The sequence below is a fragment of the Pandoraea sp. NPDC090278 genome (genome assembly GCF_044772185.1).
In the GTDB taxonomy this organism is placed as follows: domain Bacteria; phylum Pseudomonadota; class Gammaproteobacteria; order Burkholderiales; family Burkholderiaceae; genus Pandoraea.
The window spans coordinates 1,308,581-1,323,226 of the sequence record NZ_JBIVYJ010000001.1 but is presented as its reverse complement, the minus strand read 5'-3'; the positions used below and the strand labels follow the sequence as shown (position 1 = coordinate 1,323,226).

General features: G+C 61.4%; 17 protein-coding genes. 11 read left to right on the top strand and 6 right to left on the bottom strand.

The annotated features are described in order from the left end of the window. Nucleotides 1-6: 6 nt before the first annotated feature. Entirely contained in the window at nucleotides 7-1,584 is a 1,578-nt protein-coding gene (locus ACIQWO_RS05670) for a hypothetical protein (RefSeq protein ID WP_402820353.1), read from the bottom strand. Nucleotides 1,585-1,778: 194 nt separating this feature from the next. Here ACIQWO_RS05670 and ACIQWO_RS05665 point away from each other — a divergent pair, with 194 nt between their 5' ends. Both ACIQWO_RS05665 and ACIQWO_RS05660 read left to right on the top strand, forming a co-directional pair. Next, nucleotides 1,779-2,465: a class I SAM-dependent methyltransferase gene (locus ACIQWO_RS05665; RefSeq protein ID WP_402820350.1), complete on the top strand. Its 687-nt coding sequence runs from the start codon at nucleotides 1,779-1,781 to the stop codon at nucleotides 2,463-2,465. Between the two features lie 13 nt (nucleotides 2,466-2,478). Further along, nucleotides 2,479-2,922: an Rrf2 family transcriptional regulator gene (locus ACIQWO_RS05660; RefSeq protein ID WP_402820348.1), complete on the top strand. Its 444-nt coding sequence runs from the start codon at nucleotides 2,479-2,481 to the stop codon at nucleotides 2,920-2,922. On the opposite strand, the gene ACIQWO_RS05655 is transcribed toward ACIQWO_RS05660, so the two are convergent. Then, nucleotides 2,919-3,635 (bottom strand): hypothetical protein, encoded by a 717-nt coding sequence (locus ACIQWO_RS05655; protein ID WP_402820345.1) that lies wholly within the window; start codon nucleotides 3,633-3,635, stop codon nucleotides 2,919-2,921. The genes ACIQWO_RS05660 and ACIQWO_RS05655 overlap by 4 nt on opposite strands. Before the next feature lie 89 nt (nucleotides 3,636-3,724). Beyond that, entirely contained in the window at nucleotides 3,725-4,255 is a 531-nt protein-coding gene (locus ACIQWO_RS05650) for a thioredoxin family protein (RefSeq protein WP_402820342.1), read from the bottom strand. 229 nt (nucleotides 4,256-4,484) lie between these two features. Here ACIQWO_RS05650 and ACIQWO_RS05645 point away from each other — a divergent pair, with 229 nt between their 5' ends. From ACIQWO_RS05645 to ACIQWO_RS05615, 7 genes are all read left to right on the top strand, one after another. Beyond that, nucleotides 4,485-4,853 carry a GFA family protein gene (locus ACIQWO_RS05645; protein ID WP_402820339.1) on the top strand — a complete coding sequence of 123 codons (369 nt, stop codon included), beginning with the start codon at nucleotides 4,485-4,487 and terminating at the stop codon, nucleotides 4,851-4,853. Next, a complete protein-coding gene (locus tag ACIQWO_RS05640) occupies nucleotides 4,850-5,041 on the top strand; it encodes a hypothetical protein (protein WP_402820336.1) in 192 nt (63 codons plus the stop codon). The genes ACIQWO_RS05645 and ACIQWO_RS05640 overlap by 4 nt, the downstream gene beginning before the upstream one ends. 8 nt (nucleotides 5,042-5,049) lie before the next feature. After that, nucleotides 5,050-5,790 (top strand): response regulator, encoded by a 741-nt coding sequence (locus ACIQWO_RS05635; RefSeq protein ID WP_402820333.1) that lies wholly within the window; start codon nucleotides 5,050-5,052, stop codon nucleotides 5,788-5,790. Continuing rightward, nucleotides 5,787-7,124, top strand: coding sequence for an ATP-binding protein (locus ACIQWO_RS05630; RefSeq protein ID WP_402820330.1), 1,338 nt, complete (start codon nucleotides 5,787-5,789; stop codon nucleotides 7,122-7,124). Before ACIQWO_RS05635 ends, ACIQWO_RS05630 begins: the two co-directional genes overlap by 4 nt. A gap of 189 nt (nucleotides 7,125-7,313) precedes the next feature. Further along, on the top strand, nucleotides 7,314-7,547 hold the full coding sequence (locus ACIQWO_RS05625) for a DUF4148 domain-containing protein (protein WP_039398243.1): 234 nt from the start codon (nucleotides 7,314-7,316) through the stop codon (nucleotides 7,545-7,547). A 224-nt stretch (nucleotides 7,548-7,771) separates the two neighbouring features. After that, nucleotides 7,772-9,025: an SDR family oxidoreductase gene (locus ACIQWO_RS05620; protein WP_402820326.1), complete on the top strand. Its 1,254-nt coding sequence runs from the start codon at nucleotides 7,772-7,774 to the stop codon at nucleotides 9,023-9,025. Further along, entirely contained in the window at nucleotides 9,022-9,492 is a 471-nt protein-coding gene (locus tag ACIQWO_RS05615) for a DUF2269 family protein (RefSeq protein ID WP_402820323.1), read from the top strand. Before ACIQWO_RS05620 ends, ACIQWO_RS05615 begins: the two co-directional genes overlap by 4 nt. Nucleotides 9,493-9,508: 16 nt before the next feature. On the opposite strand, the gene ACIQWO_RS05610 is transcribed toward ACIQWO_RS05615, so the two are convergent. Beyond that, on the bottom strand, nucleotides 9,509-10,432 hold the full coding sequence (locus ACIQWO_RS05610; protein ID WP_402820321.1) for an AraC family transcriptional regulator N-terminal domain-containing protein: 924 nt from the start codon (nucleotides 10,430-10,432) through the stop codon (nucleotides 9,509-9,511). A 142-nt stretch (nucleotides 10,433-10,574) separates the two neighbouring features. On the opposite strand from ACIQWO_RS05610, the gene ACIQWO_RS05605 reads away from it, so the two are divergent. Beyond that, nucleotides 10,575-11,408 (top strand): oxidoreductase, encoded by an 834-nt coding sequence (locus tag ACIQWO_RS05605; protein WP_402820318.1) that lies wholly within the window; start codon nucleotides 10,575-10,577, stop codon nucleotides 11,406-11,408. Nucleotides 11,409-11,435: 27 nt separating this feature from the next. On the opposite strand, the gene ACIQWO_RS05600 is transcribed toward ACIQWO_RS05605, so the two are convergent. Both ACIQWO_RS05600 and ACIQWO_RS05595 read right to left on the bottom strand, forming a co-directional pair. Next, nucleotides 11,436-11,723 carry a YciI family protein gene (locus tag ACIQWO_RS05600; RefSeq protein ID WP_150736952.1) on the bottom strand — a complete coding sequence of 96 codons (288 nt, stop codon included), beginning with the start codon at nucleotides 11,721-11,723 and terminating at the stop codon, nucleotides 11,436-11,438. A gap of 85 nt (nucleotides 11,724-11,808) precedes the next feature. Then, nucleotides 11,809-12,225: a DUF4440 domain-containing protein gene (locus ACIQWO_RS05595; protein WP_402820314.1), complete on the bottom strand. Its 417-nt coding sequence runs from the start codon at nucleotides 12,223-12,225 to the stop codon at nucleotides 11,809-11,811. Between the two features lie 408 nt (nucleotides 12,226-12,633). On the opposite strand from ACIQWO_RS05595, the gene ACIQWO_RS05590 reads away from it, so the two are divergent. Beyond that, complete coding sequence (locus ACIQWO_RS05590; RefSeq protein ID WP_402820302.1) at nucleotides 12,634-14,640, top strand: TonB-dependent receptor plug domain-containing protein; 2,007 nt, start codon at nucleotides 12,634-12,636, stop codon at nucleotides 14,638-14,640. Nucleotides 14,641-14,646: the final 6 nt, after the last annotated feature.

Genomic DNA, 14,646 nt, shown 5'->3' with positions numbered 1-14,646 from the left:
TCGTGCTTACGACTTGTGCGTGCCGTCCAGGCGAAGGGGATCGATCTCCAGCTCGGTGCGTTTGCGCACGGCTTCATTTGCTGTGTCGTCGCGGGTGCCCGCAGCATCGTTTTGCATGATGGACTGAAGCAACGTCATCAGATCGGACGTGCTCGACGCCGACAGCGGCGTGGTGACGTCGCTCACCAGCTTGGCCATTTCATAGCGCTGCACCTGCGTCTTCTGGCTAGCCGAGCGGCTGACCTGAGCCTGGGCAAGCAGGCCGTCGCGATAACTCACGTCGACATTGCTCGACGCCGAATCCTGCACCTTCACGTATTCGTAGTTCTGCGACTTCGGATCGCTCGTCAGTTGCAACGGCACTCCGGCCCAGAGCGAGCGGTGATAGCTCGCCGTCAGTGTGGCCTGCGATTGCTGTTGAATCTTGCGGTTAAGCGTGTCGGTACCGCCGATCTGGGTGCTCTGCGAGATCTGGTAATCGAAGCCATCGACTTCCGACGGACGCATAGGATTCGGCGACGTCTTCGTCTGCGACAGCGAAGCGCTGAAGTCTGCCAGACCGCTCAGCGTGGCCTTGTCTGCGTTGCTAAGCGTGATGCGCGGCAGGGTGGGCGCGGGCGGGTAATGGCTGTTCAGACCCGTGAATGCGGCCTTGAACATGTTCATGAGCGACTTATCGCCGTCGCCTCGCGCCTGCGCCGTGTCGAAGCGGGCGAGCCAGGCGTCCAGCGCTGCGGCTTGCGCCTTCGGGCTGCCGATAGCCTGAAGATTCTTCAAGTCGACGTTGACATCGAACTTGCCACTCGCGCCGTCGACGTGCATCGAACGTTGCGTCGCGTCCGTGTGGAACACGAAATTCTGCGGCGTGGTGCCGTTGGCATTCAGCGTAGCCGACAGATCCACTGACGTAAGCACCGACGTGTCGAAGCCCGTCAGTGCGCTGAAGTCTACGATGGGTGGTTGCTTCGCAAGACCGTTCACGGCGGTCTGGAACGCGTCTCCCAGCTTGCCGAGCTGATCTCGTTCGGCGTCGGTCAACGTGCCTTTCGTGACGGAAAATTCGACGGACAGACCGTCGTCGCTGCTGCCCAGCTTGACGTTGACCTGCGCGCCGCTGGCGGTCGTGACCGTCAGTGCGAACTGATTATCGGCGCTCGTCTGCAGCTTGAACTGTTGCAACGCCAGATCGGCGTCGGTGGCGGGCGTTGCAGACGTCGAGCGCACCACGCTTTGCGAGAAGGACGTAGCCCCCGTCGAAATGGCGGACATCAGCTTCGATCCAAGCTGATCGAGGCGATTGCCCAACGAGGTCGTCGACAGGTTGCCCGACATCAGTAGCGAAATCGCGTCAGAGGGCAATTGCCGCCAGTTCAGCGCGGCACCGTTGGCGACCGGCTGGGTGTACGTCGGCCAGTTGGCGACGGGCGGCGTTTGCGTGAGCGTGACGCGGGTCGATTCGGCGACTGCCGAAGCACCTGAGTCGGTAGAGCCTGCGCCGGACACTGCGCTCGGACTGGCAGCGCGCGACGCAAGGTCGCTCGTCGTCAGAGGAATCAGGTTCGTTGCTGTGTTGATAGACGTCATCGGGGGGGCGTGTCGTCGAAAGGGTTCTGGTAAGGCCCCGTAAGGAAGGCGGGCTAATCCTATGCATTAACGACCAGAGGTCGCCAATATTTAGCGGTACCCCTCAAATTGGACGGGGTTCGATGGCACTTGCATCGGTAGCTTCTCTCATGGCATGATGAAACATCAAAAGTTACATGAAAGTGGAGCCAGCCATGCAACAAGACACCATTGCGATGTTCGATCAGCACGCGGCAACGTACGACCAGACCTGGAGCGCGATGACGCCTTTGCGCGATGCGCTGCAACTGGTGCTCGACAACGTCTTTGCGCCTTTGCCGCCTGAGGCGAACATCTTGTGTGTCGGCGCTGGAACAGGCGCGGAGCTTCTGTATCTGGCCGAGCGCCATCCGGGCTGGCGGTTCACGGCGGTCGAGCCGTCGGGGCCGATGCTGGACGTGTTCCGCGGCAAAGCCGAAGCGCAAGGCATTGCGTCGCGTTGTGTCTTCCATCAGGGCTTTCTCGACTCGCTGCCCGAGAGCGAATCGTTCGATGGCGCGACGTCGATCCTCGTCTCCCAGTTCGTGACGGACCCGGCCGAGCGGCGGGCATTCTTTCGCGGGATCGCCGACCGGCTGAAACCGGCAGGCTACCTCGCGAGTGCGGATCTGGCGTGCGACATGACGTCCGAAGCAGGGCGGCGGCTGCTGGAAGTCTGGTTCGGGATGATGTCGGTATCGCCCGAGGCGCGTGAGCGGGCGAAGGCCATCTATGGGACGCAGGTGGCTGTTGTGCCGCCGGACGCGATGGACGACATCATCTGGGAAGGTGGCTTCGACGAACCGGTGCGTTTCTTCCAGAGCGGCCTGATTCACGCGTGGTTCGCGCGTCAGGCGCTGTGAGCGAGGGGTGACGATGAGAAGCGACAGTCGACTCTCGCGCATGCTCCACGTGCTGCTGCACATGGCGCGACATGACGCACCGTTCACGTCCGAACAGCTCGCGCAGATGCTGCGCACCAATCCCGTTGTGGTCCGACGCACGATGGCGGGATTGCGCGAGGCCGGGTATGTTCGTTCGGACAAAGGACATGGGGGCGGCTGGAGCATCGTCTGTGATTTGCACAAGGTGACACTGCTCGACATTCATCGTGCTGTCGGTGGTCCGAACATCTTCGCCATCGGCGTGGAGAGCGACAACCCCGAATGTGCCGTCGAACGCGCGGTGAACGCGGCGCTCGACGGGGCGTTACGCGAGGCGGAAGCGATCCTTATCGCAAGGCTCGGTGCCGTGTCGCTCGCTGATCTCGCGCAGAACTTCGATGCGTTGTGCTCACAGCATGAGGCGACAGCGAGCTAGTCGATGGGTGGGGCAGGCGTGAGATCGAAGTGGGTGTCCTCGTAGATCTCCTCGCGGCTGTCCAGCAAATCTAGTTCGGCCACGAACGTTTCGATTGTCGGCCCCCCAGCCCCCCCGAGATGCGCCTCATTGGCGTGCGAGAAAATCACTTTTCGCAACGCTTCGACCCTCGATTCGGACGCGTCGCCGGACGGGCCAGCGAGCATATGACGCGCGCCATGCCAAAGCAACGTGCGCCCGAACGGCCCGTATTCATGGACGCCCATTGCGAGTGACGGGAGCAGGCTGTTGAACGTGCGCGAGTTCGGCTGGACTTCGCCGGGTTCAAGCACAATGAGACGCGGCAGATTGAGGCAATTGAACGCTCTCTCCGCAAGATACTTGGGAAGGGGCGTTTTGCCTCCGTCAAAGCAGTTGTCGAGAATGCTGTCCATCAACAGGGCGTCCGGCGAGCCCTGTGGGACCTCGGTCATCCATTGACGAATATTGTTCACGAAGGTGCGCGCCTCAACCGATGCGAGCGGTTTTGCTTGCGCTGCCAGTCTGGTGAGCGCGTCCCAGGCGAGATTGTCAGGCACCCACGGATCACCCGCTTCTGGCTGGTTTGCGAGCGCCAGGTTCAGCGTCGAGGCGAGCGCGCCGATAGCGAGATCATCTGTGCGACTCTGGTGGGTGGCAGGGATAGCGCTTTCGGTACCCTGAATTCCGTGCATACAACCCTCCATAAGAAAGTGGCGAGAACTGTCTACTGTCTCGCCACTGACGGGTTTGTGCTTACGGATTTGGCTCTTTTGCGTCCGATTTACGACGGTTGCGCCGCCAACTGCGCCTTGATGGCCGCTTCCGTCTTGTCGTAATCGCCTTCGCCGAAGTGCGTGTAGACGATCTTGCCCGACTTGTCGACGAGATAGAACGCGGGCCAGTAGAGGTTGTCGTAGGCCTTCCATGTGGCGTAGCGGTTGTCCTGCGCGACCGGGTAGGTGATGCCTGCACGGCGTACGGCGTCCTGCACGTTCTTGGTGTCGCGCTCATAGGCGTATTCCGGCGTGTGCACGCCGACCACGACCAGTCCCTGATCCTTATACTTTTCGTACCACTGTTTCACGTACGGCGTAGTGTGGATGCAGTTGATGCAGGAGTACGTCCAGAAATCGACCAGCACGACCTTGCCGCGCAGTTGCGACAGTGTGAGCGGCTGGCTGTTGATCCAGTTGTCGATGCCCGTGAACTCGGGCGCAGTGCCGCCGGAGAGCGGACGAGCCTGCGACGGCGCGCAAGCGGTAAGGCCGGTGAGGGCGAGGGCGACGAAGGCACTTCTGAGTAGCGTCAACATGGCAGTTCTTCTCCTGTGAACAGTGCAACGGTTTTGGTGAGTCGGTAGCCGTATTTGACTGTCCGCGCGTATCTGCCATGTGTGCAAAAGGCCGCATTTCGGCAATGTCGTGTATCGGGGCGCCGTCCAGATACATTGAGATACAAACCGGGATAACGGGCGCGTTCGATTGCGATATAAAGCTCTCAACGACCGTGCCACCGGCGCGGGCCTATTCGGGAGTCGATCCATGTCTGAAACGTTGCAAGGTTCCTGCCACTGTGGCGCCGTCCGATTTGAAGTAGTCACGCCGATTGAACCGGCTGCGCGCTGCAATTGCAGCTTATGCCGCCGCAAGGGGGCGCTGATGACGCCTGCGTTCCCGGAAGCGAACCTGCGTATTCTCTCGGGAGCGGACGACCTGACCTGCTATCAGTTCAATACGCGCGTGGCAAAGCACTACTTCTGCAAACACTGCGGCATCTATCCGTTCCACGCATCGCGCACCATGCCCGGGATGTGGCGAGCGAATATCGGGTGTCTTGAAGGCGTCGATCCTTACGCGTTGGAAGCCTCCGTGGCCGATGGTCAGAAGCTCTCCGTGGTGGAGGACGCATGAGACGTCTGCTGAGTGTGCTGGCATTTCTGGCGGGTGGCCTGACGACGGAAGCCGTTCATCCGCTGCAATGCGATCTGGCCCCGGCGAGCCGCCGTGTGCTGCCGGAGACGGAGCGTGCACGGCGTCGTAAAACCCCCGATCTGGCGGGGAGCGGTGACGGCCGTGGATGTGGGGACTCGTCGCTATAATCGTTCACATGGAAAAAATCGATCATGTGCTGATCGTCGACGACGATCGCGGGATTCGGGAGTTGCTCGCCGACTACCTCGAAAAGAATGGCATGCGTGTGAGCGTGGCCGCGAACGGGCGTGAGATGCGCGCGGTGCTTGCCGACGGCGCACCCGATCTCATCGTGCTCGACCTGATGCTGCCCGGCGACGACGGCCTCGTGCTGTGTCGTGAGCTTCGCGCGGGCAAGTTCAAGGCGGTGCCGGTGCTCATGCTCACCGCGCGCAGCGAAGAGACCGATCGCATCGTCGGCCTGGAAATGGGCGCGGACGATTACCTCGCCAAGCCTTTCGCCGTACGAGAGTTGCTGGCGCGCATCAAGTCGGTGCTGCGTCGTACGCGTATGTTGCCGCCGGGGATGCAGGTCACGGAGACGGCCGAGATTCTCGGCTTCGGCGAATGGCAGCTCGACACGACGGCGCGTCACCTGCTCGATACCGACGGCACGCAGGTCGCGCTTAGCGGCGCGGAGTATCGCCTGCTGCGCGTACTGCTCGATCATCCGCAACGCGTGCTCACGCGCGACCAGTTGCTCAATCTCACGCAGGGCAGACAGGCCGATGCCTTCGACCGGTCCATCGATCTGCTCATCAGCCGGTTGCGCCAGCGCTTGCGCGACGGTGCGCGTGAGCCTCGCTACATCAAAACGCTGCGCAACGAAGGCTACGTGTTTTGCTCGGCTGTCACTGTCGTCGCCGCACCCGAATGACTCCAACCCTGACACAAGGCCCCGCTCCCGGGGCGTTTCAATGGCATTGGCCGCGCTCGCTGTTCGCGCGACTCGCGCTCATCCTCTTTGTAGGGCTGGCGCTCGCGCAGGCCCTCTCGTTCTGGCTCACCATGACCGAGCGCAATCGCGTGACGTCGAACATGATGAGCGTGTACATCGAGAGCGAAGTCGCCAGTTCCGTCGCTTTGCTCGATCATTTGCCAGCCGCCGAGCGGGCACAGTGGTTGCCGCGTCTGGCGCGTCGCAGCTATCGCTTCGAACTCGGCACGGGTGCTGCGGGTGGCAAGCCCGATGCCGGCGCGGCCGCGCAGGTGGCGCGCGTCATCGAAGATTCCATCGGTGTGGCGTATCCCGTGACGGTCAATAGCGTGCCCGGCGATCCGGATCAGCTTCAGGCGCACTTGCGTCTGAGCGATGGCTCGCCGCTGACCATCGACGTCTTCCCCACGCCGACCCTGCCGCTTTCGGGCTGGCTGCCTGCGATGCTGGTGCTGCAACTGGTGTTGATTGCCGGGTGCTGCTGGTTGGCGGTGCGTGTCGCGACGCGTCCGCTGAATGCGCTGGCGAAGGCCGCCGATACATTGGGGCCGGATTTGCGGGCGGAGCGTCTGAGCGAAGACGGCCCGTCTGAAGTGGCGCGTGCTGCGCGGGCGTTCAACGCGATGCAGGATCGCATTGGCGGCTACATGACCGAGCGCATGCAGATTCTCGCGGCCATCTCCCACGACTTGCAGACGCCGATCACGCGCATGCGCCTGCGCGTCGACACGATGGAAGACGAAACCTCGGCGGTACGTCTGCAGCAGGACCTGAAGGAGATGGAGTCGCTGGTGAAGGAGGGGGTGACGTACGCCCGAACGTTGCACGGAGCGTCCGAAGCACCCTGCAAGGTGGATCTGGATTCGTTGCTGGACAGTCTTGTCTGCGACTACGTGGATGCGGGGTCGCCCGTCACGTTGACGGGGCAGGTGGGACAGCCGATCGTGACGCGTCCGCAGGCGTTGCGCCGCATTGTAGGCAACCTCGTGGACAACGCGCTCAAGTACGGCAGCGAGGCGCATCTCGACGTGGCGCGGCGTGCCGGAGGGATCGATGTGATCGTGACCGATCGAGGTCCTGGCATTCCGGAGGACATGCTCGAAGCGGTCTTCGCGCCGTTCGTGCGGGTGGAGACGTCGCGCAACCGTCACACCGGTGGCACAGGGCTGGGGCTGGCGATTGCGCGTCAGCTTGCGCAAGCGATGGACGCGACGCTCACGCTGCGCAATCGCGAGGGCGGCGGGTTGGAGGCGCGGTTGTCGCTCAAGGCATAAGCGGGAACGACGGATTTCGTCGTCGCTTTGTATCGCAGTTTGTCTGGCAGCGTCGCAGGTACTTACGATTGCACTGGGCGCTGTATCGGACAAATGCCAGATACCTCCGAGAGGTCTAATGGTTTCAACGGCGGAGCAACAGAAACACACCGCGCGTTACTTAACCTTTACATCCTCTGGAGTTACACCATGAAAGCCCTTCTGATCGCTGTTTCGCTCGCTACCCTTGGCACCGCTGGCGTCGCTTACGCCGCAGGCACCGATGAAATCCTGACGAGCACCGGCAACTCGCTGTCCGCCGCTCACTGGACGCCGGACAACGGCCCGACGCTCAGCACGGCGCAAGTGCAGGCGCAACTCAAGAGCGCCGAAGCCTCGGGCCAGATCGACCACCTGAACATGACGCTGTACAAGGGTGCATGAAGCGGGTGTGCCGGGCTGACAGGCCCGGCAACGTTGGATGGCCTGAAACGACTGACGATGGGCTGAGCGCCGCGACATGCGGAACTCAGCCCATTTTGTCTTTTTGCCTACAGGCGATTGGCCTCTGATGGTTTGTGAATTAATTCTGAAATTTCTGTATTGACAGAAATAACTGAAATACTTACATTGGCTCCATAGAAGACGCAACTCGAAGCGAGGGAGCCATGAATGTTCTCGTCTGCGGTGCGCATGGATTCATCGGCGCGGCGCTTTGTGAACGGCTGGAAAGCTGCGGACACAAGGTGATCCGGGGGGTGTTGCGCACTGTCCTGCCTCAGGACCGGGAGATCGACTACACGCGTGAGTTTTCGCCGACGCAGTGGGACACGGTGCTTCACGGTGTCGATACTGTCGTGAACGCCGTCGGCATCCTCGTGGAGGATCGCGTGCAGCGCTTCGACAAGGTGCACACGCAGGCGCCGCAAGCGCTGTTCGACGCCTGTCAACGGCTCGGCATCAGGTGCGTCGTCCAGATTTCCGCGCTCGGCGCGCAGGACGGATCAACGGCGTACTTTAGGAGCAAGCGAGCGGCCGACGATCACCTGCTGTCGTTGCCGATCGCTGGCTGGGTGGTGCGACCGGCGCTGGTCTATGGCGCGTCGGGGGCGTCGGCTTCGTTCTTCCGAATGTTGTCGAGCCTTCCCCTGCATTGTTTGCCTGCAGGCGGTCGCCAGTCGCTTCGTCCGGTTCATGTGGATGAACTGGCAGAGATCGTCGAACGCTTGGTGAGTGGGACTTTTCGTGAGGCGGGAGTCGTCGAGATTGTCGGCGGTGAAGCGGTGCAATACCGCGAGATGCTCGCGATCTATCGCGCGTCGCTCGGGTTTGGCCGGGCGTGGCAGGTATCGGTGCCGGGTTGGCTGATTGGCTCCGTGGCGATGTTGCTCGACCGGGTGCCAGGCTCGATGCTGACCCGCGACACGTGGCACATGCTTCAAACGGGGAGCACCGGGGACGTCACCGCGACCACGACCCTGCTCGGGCGACCACCGACTGGCCTGCGTCAGTTCATCGGTGCCGACGCCCGGGCGCTGAGAGACCGAGCCCTCAACGCGTGGCGCTCGCCGATGCTCAGGGTTGTGCTGGCGTTCGTCTGGCTCTGGACTGCGGTGGTGAGTGCTTTGGTGTATCCGCGCGACGCAAGCATGGCGCTCCTCGCTCGCAGTCATCTGTATGGGGGGCTTGCGACGGCATCGTTCTGGCTGGCAACGGTCATCGACTTCGTATTCGGGGTGATGACAATTGTCAGGCCCGGGCGCTGGCTCTGGCTCGCTCAGGCCGGTGTGATTGCCGCGTACTCGGTGATCATTGCTGTCACGATGCCGGAACTGCTTTGGCATCCGTTCGGCCCGCTCCTCAAGAATCTGCCTGTTCTGGCCATCCTGCTGATTTTGTTCAGCGAGGAGACTTCACGATGAACGCCTATCTCACCGTCAAGGTACTTCACATCCTGTCGTCCGTTCTGCTTGTCGGGACGGGCTTCGGTTCTGCGTTCTATCTCTACTTCGTGAACCGCACCCGGTCGGTGGCAGCCATTGCGGCCGTCTCGAAGCTTGTCGTGCGCGCCGATTGGTGGTTTACGACGCCCGCCGTACTGTTTCAGCCACTTTCAGGTCTGTGGTTGATGCACACCGCAGGGTGGTCGTGGAGCACGCCGTGGATCGCCGCGACGCTCAGTCTTTACGCGATTGCGGGCATTTGCTGGCTTCCTGTCGTGTGGATGCAGATCGAGATGACAAGGATGGCGCGCGCCGCCCATGAGGCAGGGGACGACGTCCTGCCCAAGCGCTACTGGCGTTTCGCAAAACTGTGGGAGCGCCTAGGGTATCCGGCCTTTATCGCGATGGTGGCGATCTACTTCCTGATGGTCTTCAAGCCTGTCTGACGCGCTGCCGCTTTCATCAGTGAGACGACACATAAACCGCATCGGCAAACGCCTCGGGAATCGCAAAGCTCTCGCGCATGCGCTTCGTTTCGGCGGCGGGCGTCAGACCGAATAGGCGCTTGAATTCCCGGCTGAATTGAGACGGGCTCGTGTAGCCGACGGCATGGCTTGCCGCCTCGGCCGTCAGATCCTGACGCACCATCAACAGCCGTGCCTGATGAAGGCGTGTCGACTTGACGTATTGCATCGGCGAGACCTGCGTAATCGTTTTGAAATGACTGTGGAAGCTTGGCACGCTCATGCCAGCCTCGTCGGCAAGCTGCGTCACGTCGAGCGGCTGGGCGTAACCGGCATGAATCAACCGCAGCGACCGGCCGATCCGGCCGAACTGTCCCCGCATCGAAAGCGCCTCGCGCATCGCGCCACCCTGCGCCCCGGTGAGTACCCGGAAGTAGAGTTCACGCAGCAGACCGTGTCCGAGAACGGCGGCTTCGAGCGGATCGCTCATCGCTTCGAGAAAGCGAAGTACGGACGTTTGCATCCGTGCGTCCATCGGTGTCGACATCATGCTTTGCGGTGCGGCTTCACGGACGTTAGTGCCTTCGCGGTCAATCTGCGCGGCGAGTTCTGCGGCAAGCGTAAAGTCCAGATGCAGATAGAGCGCCAGCAGCGGCCGCTCGTGCGTCGCGTCCGTCTCCATGCTGAAGGGGACGGGCACCGAGACGGCGAGATAGTGGTCTTCGTCGTACTCGTACAACTGTTCACCGAAATAGCCTCGCTTGCGCCCCTGACACACGATCACGATGCCCGGGTCGTACAGGACCGGCGTTCGCGACAGCGCTCGGTCGGAGCGCAGGATACGGACGCTGGGCAACGCCGTCAGGTTGTAGCCCTCGGCGGGCGCGAGGTCTCGCAACAGCGCGATCGTGCGTGAGCGCATGTCTGTGCCCGCCGCTTGCGGCTTTTGCGAAGATATCTTGGGCGTCATAGCTTTAGGCAAGAAAAATAGCGAATTTCGACTTAAACGTAGAATTCAGTGAGACTAGTATGCGCCCATCGATTAACGTTTGGGAGAGGCAACGATGTCATCAGGAAAGATATTGCTCATTACGGGCGTGAGCAGCGGTTTCGGCCGTGCACTGGCGCAGGAAGCGCTTGCAGCAGGCCACAAAGTCGTTGGGACGGTGCGCAACGAGCAGGCGAAGCGTGAGTTCGAATCGCTTTCGTCAACATCGGCGTTCGGTCGCCTGCTCGATGTCACCGACTTCGACGCCATCGATGGTGTGGTGGCGGAGATCGAGGCCAACGTCGGCCCCATCGATGCGCTGATCAACAATGCCGGTTACGGGCACGAAGGCATCATGGAAGAATCGCCGCTGTCCGAAATGCGCCGACAGTTCGACGTCAACGTCTTTGGTGCTGTTGCGATGATGAAGGCGGTGCTGCCGTTCATGCGCGAGCGTCGGCGCGGACACATTCTGAACATTACGTCGATGGGCGGGCATATCACGATGCCGGGCATCACGTATTACTGCGGCAGCAAGTTCGCGCTGGAGGGGATTTCGTCGAGTCTCGGCAAAGAGGTCAAGCCTTTCGGGATCGCGGTGACGGCCGTCGCACCGGGCTCCTTCCGAACGGACTGGGCGGGACGCTCGATGGCGCGCACCCCGCGCTCAATCCCGGACTACGACGCGAGCTTCGATCCAGTGCGTCGCGCGCGCGAGGAGAAGAGCGGAAAGCAGCTTGGCGACCCGGTGAAGGCCGCTCGCGCCATGCTCGCCGCCATCGACTCGGCCCATCCGCCCGCACACCTCTTGCTCGGTAGCGATGCGCTCAGACTCGTCCGGGAAAATCTCACGGCATTGGAATACGAGTTCAGCCAATGGGAGACGGTGACGCTTTCGACAGACGGTTGAGGCGGTCGGGCCGGTGGTCGATGTCGCTCAGAGCAGATCGGCGATCTGCGGATGAAACTTGACCGGATCGAAGACGGTGACGCGATAGTCGGCAAGACCATGAATGCGGAACGGGTCTTGCTCGATGAGCGCGTCGAGTTCGTCACGCGAAACCTTACCGGAGACGATGAAGATGCCACCGTTACGCGGCTCCTTCGGTCCGGAGGCGATGAAGATCCCGCGCTCGTACTGCGTGGAGAGAAACGCGCGGTGCGCCTGCAACTGCGCATCGATGGCGCTCAACGGTTGAATGTAGGTCAGTTCGACGATGTACATCAGGGTGGCCCCATCAGGAAAATACGGCGATTGCCGCTTGGCGGCCAGTGTAGCAATTCGCCTGTGGACGCGTGCGACACATCGATCAATTGGCGTTGACCGGTGTTTCGTGCAGGTGACGCCAGACGATGTGTCCGTCGGACTCGCGTTCGAACACCGCTGTGGAGCGACGCACCGTCGTATGGCCTTCACTGTCGGTTTGCGTTTCCCGGTACGCCACGACACCGCCTGTCGGCGACTCCGCGATGGTGTCGACCTCGTCGACGACGATTTGCAATCCGGGACGCTTGCCATGTCCCTGACCGAAGAGCGTGTCGAGCGCGGCGCGATTCACACGAGCGCCTGAGAGCGCGATCATCGAAAACGCCGGTGAGAATCGGGCCAGCAGCGGTTCGAGCGCTGCGGATTCGGCGCGGCCGCTGAGCCATTGTTCGATGGCGATGTGCGCGTCGATGACTTCCTGAGCCAATGCAGGCGAGAACTGAGGGCGATGGTTTGACATGACGTGGCAGGTGCGAATGTGAAGCCGGACATTCTAGCGAGGTCGCATCCGACCTGCACAGTGCATCGGGTGCGGGCCTTCGGATGGATGTCCTGAGCATGTATTGAGCTAGGCGGCCGCCGTCTCGAAAAGCGTTATCACGGACACCGAATGTTCGTCATAGGGCTGGATCCGCTTCACACGCCGCATTGTTTCCCCTACACTCGCAACGCCGTATTTGTTTCGTACGGCGCAACCGCGTTTCACGCGAACCGTTCCCAAATTGCCCAAGCCGGACCCGTCGGGGTCCTGTTGCGCCTTGCTGCGCCGGGCATTTGGCACGGCTATCGTTATATAGATAGATATACAACGACGCCGAACGGCGACGAACTACAAGAACGAGAGGGGACAAAAGCAGTGCGCTTTACGATGAGAAAACTGTCGAAGCGAAAGCTTCCGTGGATGGTGGCGGCCGCAATGTCGTCGACGATGGGGTATGCAGCCGAAGACCCGGTCTTCGAGCTGGGCCGGGTGGATGTGACGGCAAAGAGCGACCGAGTTCCTGTCGGCACCGAGACGCTCGATGCCGAACAGATCGAACAGGCAAGCCGTTTGACGGTCGGCGCGGCGCTCGACATGTTGCCGGGCGTCAACATCTCCAAGGTCGGGCCGCGTAACGAGGAGATGGTCTATGTTCGCGGCTTCGACATGCGTCAGGTGCCGTTGCTGATCGATGGCATTCCCGTGTACGTGTCCTACGACGGCTATGTCGACCTCGGGCGTTTCACGACGTTCGACATCGGGGCGATCGATGTGCAGAAGGGCTACAGCACCGTACTTGCTGGCCCGAACACGCTGGGTGGCGTGATCAATCTGGTCAGCAAGCGTCCGCAGAGCAAATTCGAAGGCAACATCGGCGGCGGGCTGATGTTCGACCGCCAGATGGCCAACAACGGCTATCAGGGCAACTTCAATCTCGGCAGCAATCAGGGCATGTGGTACTTCCAGGTGAGCGGTTCGTACCTGGAGCGCGATTTCTACACGCTCTCGGACGCCTTCAAAGGTGTGCCGACCCAAGGCCCGGGACGGCGCAACAACTCCGACAATCGCGACAAGAAGATCAACGTCAAGATCGGTTTGACGCCGAACGCCACCGACGAATACTCGCTCAATTACATCAACCAGCAGGGCAACAAGGGTAATCCGCCGTATGCGGGCACCGACCCCACGCAGACGCCGCGTTACTGGCGCTGGCCCTACTGGGACAAGGAGAGCCTGTATTACATCTCGCGCACACAGATTGGCGACGACAGCTACGTGAAGCTGCGTGCGTACTACGACCGTTACAAGAACGGTCTGAGTATCTACGACGACGCTACGTACTCGACGCAACTCAAGAAGTCGTCGTCGAATTCGTCCTACGACGACCACACGTGGGGCGCGAGCGCCGAAGTCGGCACGAAGCTGTTCACGGCGAACACGCTCAAGTTCGCCGCACACATCAAGAACGACTACCACCACGAAACCAACGCGGGCAAGCCGGACCAACATTTCGAGGACGCGACCCTGTCATTCGGCATCGAAGACACCCACGAATTCACCGACCGGTTCTCGGCGCAGGCAGGCTTGAGCTACGACAAGCGCATTACGCGCAAGGCAGAAGACGTCAACGCGGCGAACCAGATCGTGGGCTTCCCGAAGGACAACGTCGACGCCTGGAATCCGCAGGTCGGGTTCGTCTACAAGACGTCGTCGACCGGCAAGGTGCATTTTGGCGTCGCGGAGAAGAGTCGCTTCCCGACGATCAAGGATCGCTACTCGTATCGCATGGGGACGGCGATTCCCAACGCAGGCCTCAAGCCCGAGCGCGCGACCAACGTCGAGCTGGGCTATAGCGAGCGCATCGCGCCGGGCACGATGGGCGCAGTGAATCTGTTCTATAGCGACATCCGGAATCTGATTCAGGGCACGTCGATTCCCGCCAGCGCTTGCAGCAGTCCGCCGTGTACCCAGATGCAGAACGTCGGCCACGTGGTTGTGCAGGGCGTCGAGCTGTCCGTCAACAGTCAGATCGGCGATGCCGTCGAAGTTGGTGGCAATTACACGTATCTGAATCGACAGAACCGCAGCGATCCGTCCATCGTGCTGACCGACGTGCCGCGTCACAAGCTGTTCCTTTACGGCAAGTGGAACATCACGTCGAAGGTGGCGCTCAGCGGGGACACGGAGTTCACGTCGTCGCGCGTGAGTTCGAGCGATGGCCGACGCGTGGCGGCAGGCTTCGGTATCGCGAACGCCAAGCTGGCCTGGAAGGTCGTGCACAACGTCACAGCAGAGCTGGGGGTGCGCAACATCTTCGACCGTAATTACGCTTACACCGAAGGGTATCCGGAGGCCGGGCGAAACTATTACGTGAATCTGAACTACGCGTTCTGACGGAGA

What these genes read in the sequence shown, in the direction of transcription:
- ACIQWO_RS05635 (WP_402820333.1), top strand. Translation starts at nt 5,050, where the DNA reads ATGGAAAAAATCGATCATGTGCTGATCGTCGACGACGATCGCGGGATT.
- ACIQWO_RS05655 (WP_402820345.1), bottom strand. Translation starts at nt 3,635, where the DNA reads ATGCACGGAATTCAGGGTACCGAAAGCGCTATCCCTGCCACCCACCAG.
- ACIQWO_RS05650 (WP_402820342.1), bottom strand. Translation starts at nt 4,255, where the DNA reads ATGTTGACGCTACTCAGAAGTGCCTTCGTCGCCCTCGCCCTCACCGGC.
- ACIQWO_RS05670 (WP_402820353.1), bottom strand. Translation starts at nt 1,584, where the DNA reads ATGACGTCTATCAACACAGCAACGAACCTGATTCCTCTGACGACGAGC.
- ACIQWO_RS05630 (WP_402820330.1), top strand. Translation starts at nt 5,787, where the DNA reads ATGACTCCAACCCTGACACAAGGCCCCGCTCCCGGGGCGTTTCAATGG.
- ACIQWO_RS05645 (WP_402820339.1), top strand. Translation starts at nt 4,485, where the DNA reads ATGTCTGAAACGTTGCAAGGTTCCTGCCACTGTGGCGCCGTCCGATTT.
- ACIQWO_RS05640 (WP_402820336.1), top strand. Translation starts at nt 4,850, where the DNA reads ATGAGACGTCTGCTGAGTGTGCTGGCATTTCTGGCGGGTGGCCTGACG.
- ACIQWO_RS05610 (WP_402820321.1), bottom strand. Translation starts at nt 10,432, where the DNA reads ATGCGCTCACGCACGATCGCGCTGTTGCGAGACCTCGCGCCCGCCGAG.
- ACIQWO_RS05665 (WP_402820350.1), top strand. Translation starts at nt 1,779, where the DNA reads ATGCAACAAGACACCATTGCGATGTTCGATCAGCACGCGGCAACGTAC.
- ACIQWO_RS05620 (WP_402820326.1), top strand. Translation starts at nt 7,772, where the DNA reads ATGAATGTTCTCGTCTGCGGTGCGCATGGATTCATCGGCGCGGCGCTT.
- ACIQWO_RS05625 (WP_039398243.1), top strand. Translation starts at nt 7,314, where the DNA reads ATGAAAGCCCTTCTGATCGCTGTTTCGCTCGCTACCCTTGGCACCGCT.
- ACIQWO_RS05660 (WP_402820348.1), top strand. Translation starts at nt 2,479, where the DNA reads ATGAGAAGCGACAGTCGACTCTCGCGCATGCTCCACGTGCTGCTGCAC.
- ACIQWO_RS05615 (WP_402820323.1), top strand. Translation starts at nt 9,022, where the DNA reads ATGAACGCCTATCTCACCGTCAAGGTACTTCACATCCTGTCGTCCGTT.
- ACIQWO_RS05590 (WP_402820302.1), top strand. Translation starts at nt 12,634, where the DNA reads ATGAGAAAACTGTCGAAGCGAAAGCTTCCGTGGATGGTGGCGGCCGCA.
- ACIQWO_RS05595 (WP_402820314.1), bottom strand. Translation starts at nt 12,225, where the DNA reads ATGTCAAACCATCGCCCTCAGTTCTCGCCTGCATTGGCTCAGGAAGTC.
- ACIQWO_RS05605 (WP_402820318.1), top strand. Translation starts at nt 10,575, where the DNA reads ATGTCATCAGGAAAGATATTGCTCATTACGGGCGTGAGCAGCGGTTTC.
- ACIQWO_RS05600 (WP_150736952.1), bottom strand. Translation starts at nt 11,723, where the DNA reads ATGTACATCGTCGAACTGACCTACATTCAACCGTTGAGCGCCATCGAT.